Annotated in this window: 19 protein-coding genes; 13 read left to right on the forward strand and 6 right to left on the reverse strand. The window is 44.4% G+C overall.

Annotation, left to right across the window (positions count from 1 at the left end; all coding sequences use genetic code 11):
- Positions 1-451 precede the first annotated feature (451 nt).
- Positions 452-1,378 carry a hypothetical protein gene (locus QZ938_RS11295; RefSeq protein WP_293351449.1) on the reverse strand — a complete coding sequence of 309 codons (927 nt, stop codon included), beginning with the start codon at positions 1,376-1,378 and terminating at the stop codon, positions 452-454.
- Complete coding sequence (locus QZ938_RS11300) at positions 1,378-3,246, reverse strand: 3-oxoacyl-[acyl-carrier-protein] synthase III C-terminal domain-containing protein (protein ID WP_293351447.1); 1,869 nt, start codon at positions 3,244-3,246, stop codon at positions 1,378-1,380. Before QZ938_RS11300 ends, QZ938_RS11295 begins: the two co-directional genes overlap by 1 nt.
- Before the next feature lie 247 nt (positions 3,247-3,493).
- On the opposite strand from QZ938_RS11300, the gene QZ938_RS11305 reads away from it, so the two are divergent.
- Complete coding sequence (locus QZ938_RS11305; RefSeq protein ID WP_293153872.1) at positions 3,494-4,510, forward strand: hypothetical protein; 1,017 nt, start codon at positions 3,494-3,496, stop codon at positions 4,508-4,510.
- 554 nt (positions 4,511-5,064) lie between these two features.
- Here QZ938_RS11305 and serS read toward each other — a convergent pair.
- The gene (gene serS, locus QZ938_RS11310) at positions 5,065-6,345 is read right to left on the reverse strand and encodes a serine--tRNA ligase (RefSeq protein ID WP_293351446.1); all 1,281 of its coding nucleotides are present in this window, start codon (positions 6,343-6,345) and stop codon (positions 5,065-5,067) included.
- Positions 6,346-6,892: 547 nt separating this feature from the next.
- Here serS and QZ938_RS11315 point away from each other — a divergent pair.
- Positions 6,893-8,053 carry a glycosyltransferase family 4 protein gene (locus QZ938_RS11315; protein WP_293351445.1) on the forward strand — a complete coding sequence of 387 codons (1,161 nt, stop codon included), beginning with the start codon at positions 6,893-6,895 and terminating at the stop codon, positions 8,051-8,053.
- A 29-nt stretch (positions 8,054-8,082) separates the two neighbouring features.
- Here QZ938_RS11315 and QZ938_RS11320 read toward each other — a convergent pair whose 3' ends face one another.
- Entirely contained in the window at positions 8,083-8,208 is a 126-nt protein-coding gene (locus tag QZ938_RS11320; protein ID WP_293153863.1) for a hypothetical protein, read from the reverse strand.
- 14 nt (positions 8,209-8,222) lie between these two features.
- Between QZ938_RS11320 and QZ938_RS11325 the strand changes: the two genes are divergently transcribed.
- Positions 8,223-8,603: a hypothetical protein gene (locus QZ938_RS11325; RefSeq protein ID WP_293351444.1), complete on the forward strand. Its 381-nt coding sequence runs from the start codon at positions 8,223-8,225 to the stop codon at positions 8,601-8,603.
- 96 nt (positions 8,604-8,699) lie between these two features.
- Here QZ938_RS11325 and QZ938_RS11330 read toward each other — a convergent pair whose 3' ends face one another.
- Positions 8,700-8,948 (reverse strand): chlororespiratory reduction protein 7, encoded by a 249-nt coding sequence (locus tag QZ938_RS11330; RefSeq protein WP_293153857.1) that lies wholly within the window; start codon positions 8,946-8,948, stop codon positions 8,700-8,702.
- 276 nt (positions 8,949-9,224) lie between these two features.
- On the opposite strand from QZ938_RS11330, the gene sir reads away from it, so the two are divergent.
- The 8 genes from sir (at position 9,225) to QZ938_RS11370 (ending at position 16,307) form a co-directional block, all read left to right on the forward strand.
- Positions 9,225-11,216, forward strand: coding sequence for a sulfite reductase, ferredoxin dependent (gene sir / locus QZ938_RS11335; RefSeq protein WP_293351443.1), 1,992 nt, complete (start codon positions 9,225-9,227; stop codon positions 11,214-11,216).
- A gap of 440 nt (positions 11,217-11,656) precedes the next feature.
- Positions 11,657-12,496 (forward strand): 16S rRNA (uracil(1498)-N(3))-methyltransferase, encoded by an 840-nt coding sequence (locus QZ938_RS11340; RefSeq protein WP_293351442.1) that lies wholly within the window; start codon positions 11,657-11,659, stop codon positions 12,494-12,496.
- 59 nt (positions 12,497-12,555) lie between these two features.
- Entirely contained in the window at positions 12,556-12,786 is a 231-nt protein-coding gene (locus QZ938_RS11345; RefSeq protein WP_293153847.1) for a hypothetical protein, read from the forward strand.
- Positions 12,776-13,162, forward strand: coding sequence for a type II toxin-antitoxin system PemK/MazF family toxin (locus QZ938_RS11350; RefSeq protein ID WP_293153844.1), 387 nt, complete (start codon positions 12,776-12,778; stop codon positions 13,160-13,162). Before QZ938_RS11345 ends, QZ938_RS11350 begins: the two co-directional genes overlap by 11 nt.
- Positions 13,163-13,279: 117 nt before the next feature.
- Positions 13,280-13,636, forward strand: coding sequence for a lysozyme inhibitor LprI family protein (locus QZ938_RS11355; protein WP_293351441.1), 357 nt, complete (start codon positions 13,280-13,282; stop codon positions 13,634-13,636).
- Between the two features lie 3 nt (positions 13,637-13,639).
- Positions 13,640-14,080 (forward strand): hypothetical protein, encoded by a 441-nt coding sequence (locus QZ938_RS11360; protein ID WP_293351440.1) that lies wholly within the window; start codon positions 13,640-13,642, stop codon positions 14,078-14,080.
- Positions 14,081-14,184: 104 nt separating this feature from the next.
- Positions 14,185-14,958, forward strand: a complete 774-nt coding sequence (locus QZ938_RS11365; protein WP_293153835.1) for a PPC domain-containing protein — start codon at positions 14,185-14,187, stop codon at positions 14,956-14,958.
- 191 nt (positions 14,959-15,149) lie between these two features.
- On the forward strand, positions 15,150-16,307 hold the full coding sequence (locus tag QZ938_RS11370; RefSeq protein WP_293351439.1) for a tol-pal system YbgF family protein: 1,158 nt from the start codon (positions 15,150-15,152) through the stop codon (positions 16,305-16,307).
- Positions 16,308-16,411: 104 nt separating this feature from the next.
- Here QZ938_RS11370 and QZ938_RS11375 read toward each other — a convergent pair whose 3' ends face one another.
- Positions 16,412-16,846 (reverse strand): hypothetical protein, encoded by a 435-nt coding sequence (locus QZ938_RS11375; RefSeq protein WP_293153829.1) that lies wholly within the window; start codon positions 16,844-16,846, stop codon positions 16,412-16,414.
- Positions 16,847-17,161: 315 nt separating this feature from the next.
- Here QZ938_RS11375 and QZ938_RS11380 point away from each other — a divergent pair, with 315 nt between their 5' ends.
- Together QZ938_RS11380 and QZ938_RS11385 are read left to right on the forward strand one after the other, a co-directional pair.
- The gene (locus QZ938_RS11380) at positions 17,162-17,779 is read left to right on the forward strand and encodes a triacylglycerol lipase (protein WP_293153826.1); all 618 of its coding nucleotides are present in this window, start codon (positions 17,162-17,164) and stop codon (positions 17,777-17,779) included.
- Between the two features lie 2 nt (positions 17,780-17,781).
- Positions 17,782-18,396, forward strand: a complete 615-nt coding sequence (locus QZ938_RS11385) for an alpha/beta fold hydrolase (protein WP_293153823.1) — start codon at positions 17,782-17,784, stop codon at positions 18,394-18,396.
- Positions 18,397-18,429 lie beyond the last annotated feature (33 nt).

Raw genomic sequence — 18,429 nt, forward strand, 5'->3', positions numbered from 1 at the left:
AATTATATCAATTTGCCAAATTAATGCAAGAGTATATGTAGGGTGTGTCGCCATCGACAATCTCTAAAAAAGAGTAAAAATCGGTGGGGCGACGCACCTTACACATTGGGTGAACTAAACAAACCCAAAAATTTTATAGTTGCCACATTTTTTATAAATGGTATTATAGCGGTTCTCACAAAGATGAGGTAAGTTGTTGGGCTTCAGCCCTCTTAGTCTAAGGATTGTGTGGGCTACCAGTCATACCTCATTTTTTTGAAAAAGGCTATATATCATATTACTTAATTATCTTTAAGAGAAAGTGTTTGTAGTGAGAAATTTATTTTTTTGAAATTATGCGGACTGAAGTCCTCACTGAAATTATGCGGACTGAAGTCCTCACTGAAATTATGCGGACTGAAGTCCTCACTACGAACGTATTTGATTGTTTTGATTCGAGAGATGACGCACTCTAATTTTCAGCATTGTTCATCTCTTTTCGCAGTTCCAAATACCGATAGAGATATTCCGAAATTATTCCGTGCAAAAACAAGTCGCGCGCCGCATTAAATGGACTGTTGGGTGCTAGCGGATGGCGGTTGACAATGACATGATTCCAGTCGTAATTTCCGGTAATCTCGCTGACGTACACTCCGAAGTTTTCATCTAACTGAAGCGACATCACTGCTCGCGCAAATTCGTCGCTAGTCAAACACAGAGAATAGAATACCTTAAAAAGCTCGATCGCAGATTCCAGATCCAAAATCCTCAGCCACCTGCGTTTCTCAAAATCTATTGCAACTTCCACAGGTTGAATGCTATCATAATTAATTGCGCGTTTTTTGACAAGCTGCAACCAGTTGGGATTTGTAAGTATTGCCTGGTTGTAGTCCCAGACAAAGTTATACAAAATTAAGTCGTGTTCGAGAAAGGCATTGTCAGCTAAATCGCTAACTGTGCGGGGATAAAGTTTTGACTTTTCAATCTGGGTATCCGGGCCGTTATCAATTAAGAAGTTGATAATGTTGGAGCCGATGCTGATGTGCCGCACAATTAAATAACAAGCTTCGGGCGAGACAAAGTTATTTAGGAAAAATGCAGCCGATTTGTGCATTAAAGTGTAAGCGCGAAATTGAAAGGGCAATAGGCGCTTGACAGTCATAATTAACGCAAGCAACAAGTTAGCAATTACTTTGATCGGGATGAGCAAATAATTGCGAGTCCAGTTTTGCAAATCCCGCATCATATATCCTTTTGCTACTAAATCGACGGGAATCGATCGATCGCAAAACAGGACATCCCAAACATTCGGATCTCGGCGGTTGTAAGGTTTGGTAGCGTAAGGAACTTTCTGCTCGTCGGGAAGAGTTGTGATATCTTGTTTTTGCAGCTTTTGCATTAGCGAATTTCCTCCAATTGCAATAGATATAAACGAGCAGTAACACGAGCGGTTTTGACAATGCGACGGGCGATGTCTTCTGTCATCCATTCTGCATTAATCAAATTTTCTAATTTGGATAAATGCGACTCGTCATTAGCTCCGTGATAAGCTAAAAATGATACTTGTTCGTCTTGCAAACCGAGAGTTTCTTTGATTTCTTTTGCCCACTTTCCCGCCAACCGATTGCCCAATCCTTCGATGATAAACATACTGCCAATTAAATCAACCGGATTTTCCCGCGATGCTTGGTGGAAGATAAAAGCTGACAGTGCTTCGCTGCCGATATTCTTATCATATTCCACGATTTTTGACAACTCGCCTCCGACAGAAACATAATTCCGTTCTAGCATTTGATAGTCGCGGTGTTCGTCTTGGGCGTGGCCGATAAAAGTCGATCGCAAACGGAAGTCAGTCATGTTAGATGCAGCCCTAGCAATCCAGCGCGCTCCCTCGACAACTTGCGGGCGGAGATTGCACAGCAAAGCTTGATAGTCTTCTATTGTAAACTCTCCCCGGTACAATTTGCGGACAATGGGAACAGAACGAATTTCGCGATCGAATCTCAGCCAAATCCAGGCTAACTCCCGCAACAAATAAGCTTGCGGAGAGTAAAACATTTCCGGTTTAACACTTACCAGAGGCGAAGCTTCGGGAACATCAATGGATTGAAAACTTTGAGAAGTCATAGATTTATTAGTGCTTTCCACAACAGTTAACATCATGTAAGCCGTTGTAAAGCGACCGCTTTCCGGAACAAAACAAAAGATTTTTTGTCCCTGCTGCAATTTTCCAGAATTGAACAATTCTTCTAACATTAAATAAATCGAGGCGCAGCCTGTATTTCCCCGCGAGTACAAGTTGGTAAACCATTTTTCTTCGGGAATCATGCAGCCTGCTTGTTCCAAAAGTTCGACAATTTGTCCCCGGAAAAAGTGAGATGAATAGTGGCACAGCAGCCAGTCAATCTCCTGCGGACAAACTCTCCCATTTTTAATCAAGTTCAGCCAACCTTCAACGCCTAATTTCATTACATTGTCTAGCAAGCGAATATTTTGCCGCAAGTCAAAGGCTCCGGCTGTGGCTGCATCGAGGTAGGATGAATAATCTAACCAGCTTTTGGTTGATGTTTCGCTTGCCAATCCTGAATACATACAAACTGGATAGGCGTTGGCGTGGGAAACGAGTTCAATCCATTCTATTTTTAAGCTAATTCCTACTGCATTTGGATGGTTTTGAAGCAAAAATGCTCCGGCGCCATCGGAAAGCATCCAACGCAGAAATTCTGTATCGAAAGGTAGGGTTTTTCCAGCTTGGACTGATGTTTCTGTTTCAAATTTGGTGCTTTTGAACAGGCGCGAGGGAAATTCGGAGGCTACGGCGATTGCTGTTTGTTTTTTGCCGAGTTCGAGTTGAGATGTGGCGTAATTTAAGGCGGTAACTCCCGCGCAGCAAACTCCTTGAGTTGAAACTATTTCTAGGGGAGATAATTCGGAAAGTTCCCCATGTACCGTGCTGGCAAATCCTGGTACTAATAAATCTGGTAAAGTGGTAGCGCAGGCTAATAAGTCGATCGCACTTGGTTCCAGATTTGCCTGGGCGATCGCATCCCGGACAGCAAACGCTGCCATTTGGCTGTTAGAATAGAGTGTCTGCTGCTGTTTGTCGATCGCGTAATAGCGCTGTTTAATCCCGTTGCTGTTGAGAATGCGCTGTCTGACTCTCGAAGGGCGCGAGGCAATTTTGCCCAGATACTCCTCCATCTCATCATTATTAATCGGTTCCCCCGGCAAAAATTTCCCAATCCGATTGATATAAGCGCTGTGCATACCCTAAACCTCTCAAAATGCTAATTTAGTCGAGTTCGTTGTTTGTTAAATCAAGCCTGAAAATATCTAAGATTGATTGTGCTTTGTGAAGCACTGAACCTGCAAGGAGCAACCAGTTGTATTGTAGAGTCAGGGGAAATCAGACAAGTTCAGCAACAGCGGCAACAAGTAACCTGAAGCAGGGTGAAGTTTTTGGGAAAATTAAGCCAAAATATAACTAGAGTTCCTTCCCTGCTTCCCAACTGAAATGGATATTGCAAAACTAGATACTTGGTATTCTCAATCTCAGCGCCGTGTCGCTGTTTCGCTGTTGATGAAACGAGTAGGCGTCACTCGCACTAGGGCTGAATGCTTTGTCAGGCTTTGGATTTACTTATCAGTGAAACAGCTTCAGGAAAGCCAGCCCCGCGTCAAACCGCCGCTGGCGAAACTGGAATTACCAGCAACAGAAGTGCAGTGCACTCACCGGGAAGCAGCAGAACTATTTTACTCGGATTCCGATCGCGGGAGCGATCGCGCCGCCGGAATGATGTTAGATAAACTAGAAGCACTCGGATTGATCGAAAAACACTTTGACGGAAACGCTACAGCAATTCAAATTCAACCCATCCCAGAAATTTTAGATCCCCCGAAGCCCGAAAACTCAGTCAAACTAAAATTAGATGATTTTAACCCTCGGTGCGATGCCATCCCCGTCGCTAATTTACTAGCAAGCTATTATAACTGGATGAACCGCAGCACGAACGCAGTCCCCCAAAAGATTGCTAAAGTTATTCGGCTTTCGGCTGCTCAATATTCAAAAGGAATGCGAGTTTTGCGTCGCTGCGACAATCTCAATCCAGTCGGATTTTACTTACTTTATCCCACCGCTAGCGAATCGGATGTTAATTTTTTTAGCGCTCCCAGCAAAAGCCTGCATTTAAGTTCTGTTTCTGATATCGATCCTTTCAAGATGGCGCTACCAGGAGATCGGAATTGCCAGTCAGTGTTTGTCCGCTGTTGGGTAATCGATCCGAAATATTTAGAAGAATACCGGATTACTTTGATTGAGGATGTACAAAAAATTTTAGTAGAAATCCAAACAGATTTTCCCAATCTTTGCGACTTGTACACGTTAATTATTCACCCCAGTTATGAAAAAATGTCCTATGCTTTGGGGTTTCAAAAGACTAACAGTGACGCTCAGTTATCTCTTTATTGGATGTATTTAGCATTGGATAGATTTTTGGCGCTGGATATCAAGGAAGCACTAAAAAATTTGTAATTAATATTAAATCCCAGGTTCGCAGTTATATAGAAGAGCGCTTTCATCGGAACAAAACTCTTAGGTACGTAGTTGCGCTTCAGCGCTCTTTCTTATCTATGGAAAAGAGCGCTTTCATCGGAACAAAACTCTTAGGTACGTAGTTGCGCTTCAGCGCTCTTTCTTATCTATGGAAAAGAGCGCTTTCATCAAAACAAAACTCTTAGGTACGTAGTTGCGCTTCAGCGCTCTTGCTTATCTCTGAAAAAAAGCGCCCAAATCAAAACAAAACTCTTAGGTACGTAGTTGCGCTTCAGCGCTCTTGCTTATCTCTGAAAAAAAGCGCCCAAATCAAAACAAAACTCTTAGGTACGTAGTTGCGCTTCAGCGCTCTTGCTTATCTCTGAAAAAAAGCGCCCAAATCAAAACTCTTAGGTACGTAGTTGCGCTTCAGCGCTCTTGCTTATCTATATAAAAGAGCGCTGAAGCGCAACAACATACCTGGTACGTAGTTGCGCTTCAGCGCTCTTTCTTATCTATGTAAAAGAGCGCTGAAGCGCAACTACATACCTGGTTCACAAAATCTCGCGACCGAGATAAGATTGAAGAACTTCCGGCACTTTTACCGTCCCATCCGGCTGCTGGTAATTCTCCAAAATTGCGGCCATTGTCCGCCCCACAGCCAAACCGGAACCGTTGAGCGCGTGTACGAATTGAGTACCTTTTTTCCCCGCTTCTTTAAAGCGAATATTTGCCCGCCGCGCTTGGAAATCTGCCACATTGGAGCAACTCGAAATCTCGCGGTATTTGCCCGCAGAAGGCAGCCACACCTCTAAATCGTAGGTTTTTGCCGCCGCGAAACCTAAGTCACCGGTACAAAGCTCGATCGCCCGATAAGGCAATTTCAGCGCCTGCAAAACTCCCTCAGCATCCTGCACGAGCTTTTCGTGCTCAGCCTCAGAGGTACTCGGATGCACCAGTTTCACCAATTCCACCTTATTAAATTGGTGCAACCGAATCAATCCTCGCGTATCTTTGCCGTAACTTCCGGCTTCCCGGCGAAAACAAGGAGTGAAAGAACAGTGATAAACTGGCAACTGTTCTGCTGTCAAGATTTCACCTCGGTACAAATTCACTACCGGAACTTCGGAAGTAGGAATTAACCATAAATCATCTTGGTCGCACTTGAAACTTTCTTCAGCAAATTTCGGCAACTGCCCGGTAGCAGTGAGGGATTCGGTGTTAACTAAAAGTGGGGGAATTACTTCTACATAACCAGCTTTTGTATGCCTGTCGAGCATAAATTGAATAATCGCTCTTTCCAGGGCTGCACCGGCTCCAACTAAGGTGACAAATCGAGGTTGAGAGATTTTGACAGCGCGTTCAAAGTTGAGTATTCCCAACTTTTCGCCGATTTCCCAGTGCGGCAAAATCTCCGGATTTTGGGGAATGTATTCGTCTCCCCAGCGCCGGATTTCGACGTTTTCATCTTCATTTTTGCCGATCGGAGTTGACTTGTCTGGTAAGTTCGGCAATGGTAACAATAAGGCTTCTATTTGAGCTTTTAAGTCTTTTTCCTGTGCTTGCAATTCGTTCGACTCGGTGCCGACTGCGTTACCTTCTGCTTGCAAAGTTTGAATTTCGGGAGATTCAAGGGGTAAACCCGATTTTCTTTTTTGCCCGATGAGTTTGGCTATTTCGTTGCTGCGGGCTTGCAGTTGCGATCGCTTCCCTTCGAGCTCCCGCTGCTGTTTGTCTAGTTGCAGAATTGGCTCGATTTCGTAGTTGCCTCCGCGAGTGTTGAGGCACTCTTGTACGGCTTGCGGGTTTTCTCGGATTAATTTGAGGTCTAGCACAGATTTATTTTAAATAATAGGACTTGCCGATCGCCAACCCGATTTCTGGAAAAATATCGGCTTTCGCGAGCATAAATCTACCAATCTACAGGCTTTCTGAGGATTTTTGCGTCAGTCCTATCTTAGGTTAACAGCGACAATGCGATCGGACATACAAGCTTTGGCAATCATTTAGCACCTCAAAGATAATTTATTCTCATCGAAAAAACTGCGTTGGTGTCACCCATGATGGGTGACACCCCACAAAAGGATGCTATACTAACCACATTAGTAGATGCACCCTGATAATTTTCTCCCCTAACCAGCGATGTTTAGGGGCTTTTTGTTTTTTGAGCGACTTGAAAGCCGAGACGGGGGTTTGCTGCGCGGAGGTGGCACCCGTCAAAGGTACGTTGTTGCGCTTAAGCGCTTCGTCATATATAAAGAGCGCCCAAGCGCAACAACTTTATACCCCGATCGAGCAAAGCCCGCTTTCTTATATATTTAAAGAGCGCCCAAGCGCAACAACGTACCAGTAAGATTGTCGGTATTTAATTAGCGATTTTTCATGGATCCACACCCTACGACTTCTGGCATTCAACCAGCCGATGCGGGTTTTGTTTGTACAGACGCGGTTTCAACTGCCGAGTCTTCTTACTTGTGGTGTTTCCTAGAAATATTTTCCAGCGAAGGCGGGATTCAATCCTACATTCAAGATATGCTGAAAGCTTACCTGTCACTAAGCGCAGCCAAAAACTTTCCGCCACAAGCAGAAGTTTTGCTGTTGCGAGATGCACCAGATTGTCACAATCCCTTCAAGTCAAAAAATCTCAAATTTTCTTACTTAAAAACTCATCCTGCTTGGCTTGGCCGTTTTAAGTTTGCCGCCAAATTGCTAACTTGCTTGGTGCAAAAACGACCTCAACGGGTTTTCTGCGGTCACATCAAACTCGCACCGCTCATTAAAACATTATGCCAGCCGTTGGGAATTCCCTATACGATTTTAACTTACGGCAAGGAAGTTTGGGAAACACTTCCGCTAAAATATCAAATAGCAATGAGACAGGCTGAGAGTATTTGGACGATTAGCCGGTACACGCGCGATCGCACTTGCGAACTCAACAACTTAAATCCCGACAAATTCCAAATAGTACCTTGTACTGTCAATGAAAAAATATTTACTATCGGCCCCAAACCGCTGCATTTATTAGAAAAATACGAGCTGACTGGTGCTAAGATATTGATGACTGTCGCCAGATTGCGATCGACTGATAGTTACAAAGGCGTCGATGTCACAATTCAAGCTTTGCCGGAAATTGCCAAAAGTTTTCCCAATGTGAAATACTTAGTAATTGGACGCGGGGACGATCGCCCTAGATTAGCAAAACTCGCCACCGATTTGGGAGTTTCCGAAAGAGTTATATTTGCAGGTTTTGTACCGACAGCAGACTTAGCAGCACATTACCAACTTGCGGATGCTTATGTAATGCCCTCCCAGGAAGGCTTCGGTATAGTGTATTTAGAAGCTCTAGCTTGCGGAATACCAGTGCTCGCCGGGGACGCAGACGGTTCGGCAGATCCGCTGCAAGATGGTAAACTGGGATGGCGAGTTCCTCACCGAGATCCGGCAGCAGTAGCGGTTGCTTGTGTGGAAATGCTTCAAGGAAAGGATCGAAGGTGCGATCGGCATTGGTTGAGGGAACAAACCCTAGCAAGATTTAGCTCTTAATCGCTGTGTGAATCCTTGCAAGGGATTTTTCAAGCTTCTGACTCAGATGAACTTGTAACGTAGAGAGCGGTTTCTGCGTGTACAATAGAAATATTAACTCGATCGACCGCCTGAATTTCTGAGTAGGATGTAGTTACGCCTACCTGAAAAGACATCAAAGGAGACCACCGTGAACCAAGGCACCCCCAAAATCTCTTTAAACCTACCCCGTATTAGCAATTGGCTGATATTGCTGGGCATCGCCTGCGTGTTGGTGTCAATTGGTTTGGGTTGGGTAGTTAAATCATTTTTGATTGTAGTAGGTTTGTTGCTGCTGACTCCTGTGGTAGGATTTTTCGCGCTTCAGTGGTGGCTGAAACGCAATTTAATTGAGGACAAGTGTCCTGTTTGTCAGTACGAATTCACAGCTTTAAATCAAACTCAGTTTCAGTGTGCTAACTGTGGCGAACCTTTGAAAATAGAGGAAGGTCATTTTAGCCGTTTGACGCCGCCCGGTACGATCGATGTTACCGCAGTTGAAGTATCATCTGTTCAACAGTTGGAAGAATAGTTAGTTGTTAGTTGTTAGTTGTTAGTTGTTGGCTATCATAACCAATCACCAATAACAAATAACAAATAACAAATAACTAACAACCAATCACCAAAATTATTTTTCTAAACGCACTGCGTACCACTGCAAAAATTTGCCCGGCCCGACATCTAATTCACAATAGGTATCAATTAAATACTTAGCTTGTTCTTCCACCGAAGAGAATTTGAGTACATCCTGCGGCAAATCTTCGTGTTCTCGGGATAAGACCGCTTTCAGCTTTTCTAATAGTTCCACCGCCGTCAAAAACTGCTCCGGCTGGTTTGTTTCTAATACCACAAAGGTGTCTTCGTCATACAGTGACATAGTTTTAAAGGTTGAGGTTAATTATTTCTAAAGTTTCCGGCAGTTAAGCTAGCCAAAGTATAAACTCTTAATTACAATTTTTGGGGCCCGGGCTCGAACGTGTTAAAATAGAACAACATCAGAATTCCTACCGGATTACCGTTATTAACTTAGTTCTCAACAAATCCGCCACAGCATTTCTGAGGAAATTTGTCAAGTGCAAATTTGTCAACTGTCCAATTGTCAAGAAATATTCGATCGACCTTTATCTAATTATAACTGGCACTATACATTCCCATGATCACATCTACCACTTCAACCCCTGCGGCGCGCAAGCCCTCGAAATCAGAAGGTCTCAAAGAACGCAGCAACTATTTACGAGAACCCGTTGCGACTGAACTGTTACAAGAAACAACCCACTTCACCGAAGACGGGATTCAGATTCTCAAATTTCACGGCTCGTACCAGCAAGACAACCGCGACAATCGAGTTAAAGGACAAGAAAAAGACTATCAGTTCATGCTCCGCACCCGCAATCCCGGCGGGTTAGTTCCACCCCAGCTATTCTTGGCGTTAGACAAGCTATCAGAAGAATACGGCAACCACACGCTGCGCGTCACAACCCGCCAAGGTTTCCAAATTCACGGCGTGCTGAAAAAAAATCTTAAAGCAGTGTTTTCCTCAATTATTAAAAATATGGGGTCAACCTTGGGAGCTTGCGGCGACTTGAACCGCAACGTCATGGCACCGCCAGCACCTTACAAAAATCGCCCAGAATACCAGTATGCTTTGCAATACGCCAACAATGTCGCCGATTTGCTGACACCGCAAACCGGTGCTTATTACGAAATTTGGCTTGATGGCGAAAAGGCTATTTCCGCTGAGGAAGACCCCGCAGTTAAGGCTGCCAGACAGCAAAACGCGAACGGCACAATCTTTAGCGACGACAAGGAAGAGCCGATTTACGGCGAGCATTATATGCCGCGCAAGTTCAAGTGTTCCGTTACTGTACCGGGAGACAACTCAATTGACTTGTACTCTCAGGATTTGAGCTTGGTGGTAATTACCAATGAAGCTGGCGAGTTGCAAGGTTTTGACGTGTTTGCCGGCGGGGGTTTGGGCCGCACTCACAATAAAGAAGAAACTTTTGCTCGCGTTGCGGACGAGATTTGCTATGTTGCCAAGGATGATGTTTACAATTTGGTCAAGGCAATTGTAGCAACGCAAAGAGATTTTGGCGATCGCACAGACAGACGACACGCCCGACTCAAGTACCTAATTAACGACAAAGGCGTCAAGTGGTTCCAAGAAAAAGTAGCCGAATATTTTGGCAAACCGCTAGAAGCGTTTAAACCGCTGCCTGAGTGGAAGTATTTTGATTTCTTGGGCTGGCACGAACAAGGCGACGGCAAGCTGTTTGTCGGCATTTCCGTAGAAAACGGCCGGATTAAGGATGAAGGCTCATTTCAGCTAAAAACAGCTTTGCGGGAAATCGTGCAGAAGTACAATGTGCCCCTGCTGGTGACACCGCACCAAAACGTCACGATTTACGATATTTCCCCAGATATCAAATCAGAAATTCAGGGAATACTCGATCGCAGCGGCATTAAAGCAGAAACTGCGATCGATCCTTTGGTACGCTATGCGATGGCGTGTCCCGCCATGCCGACGTGCGGGCTGGCAATTACCGAATCCGAGCGCGTGATTCCCAGCATTTTAGAGCGGATTCGGGCGAGTTTGACCAAAGTTGGCTTACCAGACGAGCATTTTGTAGTGCGGATGACGGGTTGCCCCAATGGATGCGCTCGTCCTTATATGGCAGAATTGGGTTTTGTCGGGAGTTCCCCGGAATCCTACCAGATTTGGCTGGGCGGTTCTCCTTCCCAGACGCGGCTGGCAAAACCAATTGAGGAAAAGCTGCACGTCAATGATTTTGAAGCTTTTCTGGAGCCAATTTTTGTTTATTTCAAGCAAAAACGGCAACAAAGCGAGAGTTTTGGCGATTTTTGCGATCGCGTTGGGTTAGAATCTATCCGTCAATTTGTAACCAATCACCAATCTGCTGACTCGATGACAACTGAGATTAATGAATTAGAAGTTACGTCTAGTAACGGCGATGAAAACGAGACTGCCACTGCTGGCGGTGGTAAAGTCCGCCGTCGAATCAGTGTCCGCGATGAAATCTACAACCAGCTAAAGGAAGAAGCAGCCCGTCAGGGCAAGCCAATCACCCAGCTAGCTACAGAGGCAATTTCCACTTATTTGAAGAAGATTAAGGAGGAAGGATAAGCGGATTTTCGATTGTCAATTTTCGATCGCATCAGATAAACCTCACACAAAATTAATATAAGGGCAAAGCATTTGCAGACAAAAGCTTGGATTTGTCAAATAATTCCGGTTGTAAATGCTTTGCCTTTATGATTTCTGAACAGCTTTCTTGGTTCGTAGTAAGGACTTTAGTCCTAATTGACTAAAAGTCACACCCAGGGTTGAAGTCCTCACTACAAACGCAAGAGAAAGGACTGAAGTCCTCACTACAAACGCAAGAGAAAGGACTGAAGTCCTCACTACAAACGCAAGAGAAAGGACTGAAGTCCTCACTACAAACGCAAGAGAAAGGACTGAAGTCCTCACTACAAACCTAAAGTCTCGTTTCTTCCTCTGCGTTCTCTGCGTTCTCTGCGGTTAAAAAAAATAAATCTAATAGAAAACGAGCAATCTAAAATTCAATGTCTCAATTACAAAGATTAGCAATAAATCCCGCTCAAATGTGCGATCGCACCATCAACCTAACCGTCGAACAACAGCATTATCTACATCGAGTGTTGCGATTAAACCAGGGCGATCGATTTATAGCAATGGACGGCCGAGGACATTGGTGGTCAGCAATTCTAGAAGCCCAGGAAACAGGGTTAATTGCATCGATAACAGAGGAGATTGCGGTTAACAGGGAGCTTACCGTCGAGGTGACTTTGATGGCTGCATTGCCCAAGGGAAACGGGTTTGACGAGGTTGTGAGACAAGCGGTGGAGTTGGGAGTGACAAATATTGTACCCGTGACGAGCGATCGCACTTTGCTCAAACCGAGTCCTCAAAAAGTCGATCGCTGGAGAAGAATTGCTGCGGAGGCCGCCGAACAGTCGGAACGTCAAATTGTGCCGACGGTTTTAGAACCTATTCCCTTTGATTTGGCTGTCAAAGATTGCTATCAAAAAAATCGATTTATTTGTGTTGCTCGCGGGGACAATCGCCATTTGTGGGATTGTTTGATTGGTAATTTAGAACCCCCCCAGCCCCCCTTGCTAAGGGGGGAGCAAGATGGGGAAGATCCCCCCCAGCCCCCCTTAATAAGGGGGGAGCAAGATTATCGGGGAGAATTATCGATCGTCATAGCTATTGGCCCGGAGGGTGGCTGGACTGATGGAGAAGTGGAAAGGGCGATCGAGTTTGGTTTTGAACCTGTTTCTTTGGGTAGGAGAATCTTGAGGGCGGTAACAGCACCAATGGTGGCCTTATCCTTGGTAGGAGCCGCTTTTGAAAAGTACCCATCCCAAAAAATATCTCCCTGAAGTGCTAGATATTGTAAACGAAGCTAAAATGTCAATGACTCATTAGGCATAAAACTAAAATGTTAAAATCAGTAAAGGGTATATACCGAGACGGCAAAGTTGTGTTATTGGAAACTCCGGGCGACTTAACTGAAGGGAAAGTTATCGTTACTTTTCTGGCAGAATCAGGATTAGTAGAGCTGCAATCTCGCGGTATCGATCGGCAACAAGCAGGAGATTTACGGGTAAGGTTGAGCAGGTTTGCAGAGGATTGGGAACGACCTGAAATGGATGCTTACGATGCTTTATAGGCGAGGTGATGTAGTGCTGGCTCTGTTTCCCAATGCTGATTTGCGGACTGCGAAACGCCGTCCAGTTTTGATAGTTCAAGCTGACAATCTGGGGACTGGTTTAGGACAAACTATTACGGCGATGATTACTAGCAATTTAGCTCGTGCAGGACACCCAAGCCGGGTTTTTGTTTCGCTAGCAACACCGGAAGGCCAGCAAACACGATTGTTAGCTGATTCCGTAATCATGACAGACAATCTGGTGACGCTTCTAGAAGTTGAAATAGATCGCAAAATTGGTACTTGGTCAAATATGGCGGCAGTAAATGCAGCTATCAAACATACTTTGGCAATCCCATCGACAGGGCGAACAGCCAAATGTAAAAAAAAGTTTTAAATTTATTATATCAAATCTGTCTTGTGTTAAGAGAATTCGTAAAATAGGTGTTTAAGGGCAATGAAAAGAAATTTAAGGAAAAGCCGATCGCTCTTTTGGTCAATCGCGCTTTTGACAATGTTAGCTACAACATCAGTTTTCGCACAATCTGAGCACTCTGCGATCGCTCAACAGATTAATTGCGATCGGCCCCAAGGAGATGTGGAAGTCAGAACCTGTATTCGGTTGAGGTATGAACTCGCAGACAAGCGGCTGAATGATGTTTATAAACAACTGATGGCTAAGTTGAGCAAGGAAGAGAAAGCCCTACTTGCGGAAGCACAATTAGGCTGGATCAAAGTGCGAGATAATAGCTGCGAATTTGAAGTGTATAGAAATCGCGGTGGTAGTGGGTTCCAAGGCTTTCTGAATGAGTGTTTAGAGCGAGCTACTAAACAGCGTACAGCCGAATTAGAGAAATATTTACAGAGATAAACAATGATGAAAAGGCGATCGCCCTTAAGCTTCACAATCAACTTAGTAATCTTCAGTGCAGCTTCCCTCCCAATCCTAGCACAATCCACACCGACAATTCAAAGCATCCCCAATGGCGACTACTTTTACGGACAAACAAGCAAAACAAATCAGCCCGGTAAAGAGTACATATTCTTAAGGAAATCCAAGAAGACTGTCACAGGATTTGGCTACCAAAGAAATACAAGTTATCGTTACTGTTTTCGAGGTAATATTAATGCAAACACTATGATCGATCCCACCGTTATTGAGTTCACGGACGGCCCCGCAGGACATAAATTTTATCAGATTAAATCTATAGATTTAAATGGTTTTCAGAGACTCAATGGTTCAGACATTCAGGTAAATGGCAAACAAAGGCTGACAGAATGTATCAAGTTATTCGAGAAAAATAATAAAATTTAGAATCCAACAAAACCTCGATCGTAACAAAGATTAATTTTCCGACATCTGCGTTAACTTGCGTGCATCTACGGTTCAAAGAAAATCAAAAAACGGGAGTATAATTCATGAAAATGCGATCGCCCACAATCACCGCCATTATCTCAGCAGTCTTAGCCACCGCCAGCATCCCAGCAGTTTTCGCCCAGCGACAGCCATCAACCACCGAAATCAACATCGATAAAAATTGTCGCCCCAACCAACAACTACCCCAACTTGAAAGATACACTATCTTCTTCAGAAACGAATTCACAACTAACGGTCAAAAATATTGGTTCTACAGCGCCCGCTATCAAGATGGAGGCGTGGTTCTGTGTATATCAAAACCCAATTTTGACCAACCAAAACATTTAAATCAACCCAAAATACAAGCCAATTTTATTGATAAAATAGTCCGAGATACCAAAAACCAAACTGCCTTTATCGTCACAGTCAGAGAAGGAAATGGTCTTGATACACCCATGACAAATTATGGCTTAGATTTCAAAAATGTCGATCGACCAAAACTCACCTCCCTTTCCCTCCTACAGCAACGCGGAACCCTCAAAGACGGCGATCCCAGCCTTCCCAACGGCAGCTTCTACCGCGAACACAGCTTCCAGGGAGGTGCAAATCAATCCATCACCATCGACCTCAAAAGCAGATCCTTCGAGCACTTCATCACACTCATCGCACCCAGCGGCAACAAAATTGCAGATATCAAAGCCGTTCGCGTCAACAAGAGAGAAACCCAAATAACCGCCAAGTTACCCAGTAACGGCACTTACAAAATAGTTGTTCAAGGACTCGATCGCACCAGCAAAGGTTCATACACCCTCAGCATTAATTCCAATCAACTTTAACAAACACCAGCCCAAATATTATATAGCACTTCTCAGGACACATCCGCGTTCATCCGCGGTTATAAAATCTAAATCTTATCCTTGCAAACAGCCGAAAATCACCCACAAACATCAAAGCAAAACTTGTTAATCACTGGCGGAACCAACCAAACATCAGCCAAGATAGAAACACACCCATTCCCCCAACCGCCATGACAGACATCCACGAAATAGCCACCGCCCTCGAAAGCCAAGACTACAAACAAGCCGCCCAACTCATCAAACAACTGCAAAAAGAATCCCCCGAAAATCCTTGGGTACAATACTACATCGGTCGTTACTACGAACTCACCAACAACCCCGACAAAGCCCAAACCACCTACAAACAAATACTCCGCGACATCACCAACCCCAAAATCGTTTCCCAGGCCCGCCAAGGCATTCAACGCATTGAAACCGCACAACAAAACCTCCGCCAACAAGCCATCGAAACTGCCAAAAACGACCCCAGCAGCCTAGAACCCGGACTCCTCATCCTCGAACCAGTGAGTCCCGAAGACAAACCCGCAGCCGTACAAAATATCAGCAGAATCTTCAAAATCGACGCCTACACAACCCGGATGCAAATCCAAAGCCGCGGCTGGAGACTCTACAAAACCGGCCCTATCGCCGAACTCCGAATTTACGGCCAAGAACTTCTCAACGCCGGCATTCCCGTATTTTGGGCAACCCTAGCCGACATTAAAAACATCCAAATTTTCCGAGTGCAACACTTCCAGTCTCTCTCTTCTCCAGCGGTTGTTTGTAAAGATAACCTAGATAGACTTGGTTCTATTGAATTTAATTGGTCAGAAGTCAGCCAGAGAGTAGAAGGATTGTTGCCAATGTTCATTGAAATCATGGACTACTCTCCCAACCGCAGAAACGAGCAATTTCGTCACAAAGAAATCACCCAAGATTACGCTCAAATCTGCGACTTGCACATTCCCAGCCGCAACTCCATTCTGCGAATTTGCGACCAAAGTTACGAATTTAAACAAGGCGTTGACTTCACTCAAAGTTCAGCAACTAGCGTAGCTTCACCGCAGTCAAAAAACAAAACATCCAGAGTCAAAAAATCCCCACAAATGCCTCAAAGTACGACCAGAATTAACTGGAATCACTTGCTAGAAATATTTGACCAACAGCTTGACGTTACAGTTTGGTCGGAATTTACTCCCTTTGCGGAGACAGTTCTCGATTATACGCATATGTTAAGCAAAATCGAATCTCATGTAGATGTAGAGCGCAAATCCGAAACTCCTTGGGACTCGGCTTTCCAGCTATACAGCGGGTTAGCCTTTCTCAGACACCCAGGAAATAGGGAATAAAAAAAGAGTTAAAAATTAAAAATGAGGAATCCCATTTTTAATTTTTTAACTCCAGCATTTGGAATTATCTAATGCCCAATTCCCTATTGCGAATTACCAATTTGCTACTTGGTTTTCACCTGACGAGCCATTTCCCGGAAATTATTCATGCTTGGGCCTGGGGTGCGACGATTTGCAGTTGGTGTCGGCATTAAATTATTAGGAGCAAAAGTCAGAACAGGTTCAGCTTGACTCGACACTTTGCCGTTAGTTGCAGCAGCAGGTACCTTCGGCGCTTCCGAAGTCTTAGCAGCAGCGCTAGCGACTGGTTCTTTTTCTTTCTTAGACTTTTTCTCTACCTTAGCTTTATTCGCCGGTTCAGACTTCTCAGACTTGACAGCCTCAACTTTTGCCGGTGCTACAGCAACAGGCTCAACCTTCGCAGGTTCTTTATCCGAAGATTCGCCCAAATCTAGGAAATATTCAGACTTTTTCAAGCCCAACAGTCCAGCGAAAAAGCCGAAAATACCACCGAAGAAATTTTTGATAAAACCAAACATTAGACTTACTCCTTTTGTTTTTTTAGAGAAATTTGTACGAGTTTGTCAACAAAGTTAGATTACGAGCTAAGGAAACCTTTGTCTATATTTCTTAATCAAAATTTACATTTTTTGATTAAAAATGCAGAGCTTCTAGTAATTTTTACTCAGTAATGCCAGTTTTAACTTTGCACTTATTTACGATTATCTCAGAATTTATGACTGATTTGCTATTGGCTCGCGATACCTAGATCCGATTCGCTAGCTGTCCTAGTAGGGGTCAAACTCCCTAGGGGAGTAATTTATGCTGTAATCGGCAAGCAATTTTCTTTTCAAATGAACAGTTCGCTCGATCGCAATCCCGTCATCCTCATCCACGGCATCTGGGACACAAAGACTATTTTTGACAAAATGTCCGCCCGCCTCACCCAACTTGGATGGTGTGTCCACAGCCTCAACCTCACCCCCAACGACGGCAGCCTCGGCCTCGACTCCCTAGCCAAGCAACTGGCAGACTACATTTCTGAGACGTTCGATCCAGAACAGGCGATCGACATAGTAGGCTACAGCATGGGAGGCATCGTCAGCCGCTACTACGTCCAGCGACTCGGAGGCATTAACCGAGTCCAGCGTTTCATCACCATATCTTCCCCCCACAAAGGAACCCTCACTGCCTATTCCCTGGGCCTACCAGGATACCTGGATATGCGCCCCGATAGTGGCTTGTTGCGCGATTTGAACCAAGATGTAACCGTACTCAAACGCATAAATTTTACATCTATGTGGACGCCCTTTGACATCATGATTTTACCGTCGCACAGCTCCCAAATGCCAGTAGGGAAAGAAGTCAAACTTAACGTAATGCTGCACCGCCAAATGGTGACAGAATCCCAAAGTATTAACGCATTAGTAGAAGAACTAAAAGCACCGATTAAAAATAAAGTTCCTACTTAAAAATGAATAGCAATTTCAGCAGCAATCCAGTCTTGCTAGTTCACGGAATTTTCAGGAAATCAGGAATTTTTTACAAAATGTCTGCCTACCTAAGAGATTTAGGCTGGTCAGTTTACACCCTAGATCTCTCGCCCCAATGGGGCAACGCCAGCATCGACGAATTAGCCAAACAAATGGCAAATTATATAGACAAAAATTTCGAGCCACAACAACCTTTAGATATCGTAGGATTGAGTATGGGCGGTTTAGTAACTCGTTACTACCTGCAAAGGTTAGGCGGAATTAACCGAGTTCAGCGCTTTATTGCCATATCTTCGCCTCACAGCGGTACTTGGACGGCTTACACTCTCTGGGGAAAAGGCTGCGTTCAAATGCGTCCGGGCAGTGCTTTTCTGGAAGATTTAAATCGAGATGTTGCGTTGTTAGAAAAGATGAATTTTACTTCGATTTGGACAGATTGGGATTTCATCATTGTCCCTGCTTCTAGTTCGCAAATATCGGCGGCGAAAGAAGTAAAATTGTCTGTATTCGCCCATGCGATGATGGCGAGGCATTCTAGCAGTTTAAAAGCGGTTGCTGAGGCACTTTCAGAACCATTGAAAATCATAATTAAGTAGTAGGGGGCCCCGAAATAGAAATTCTCAATTACA

Origin of the sequence: Microcoleus sp. CAWBG27 (assembly GCF_020883145.1) — a bacterium.
Classification (GTDB): Bacteria; Cyanobacteriota; Cyanobacteriia; order Cyanobacteriales; family Microcoleaceae; genus Microcoleus.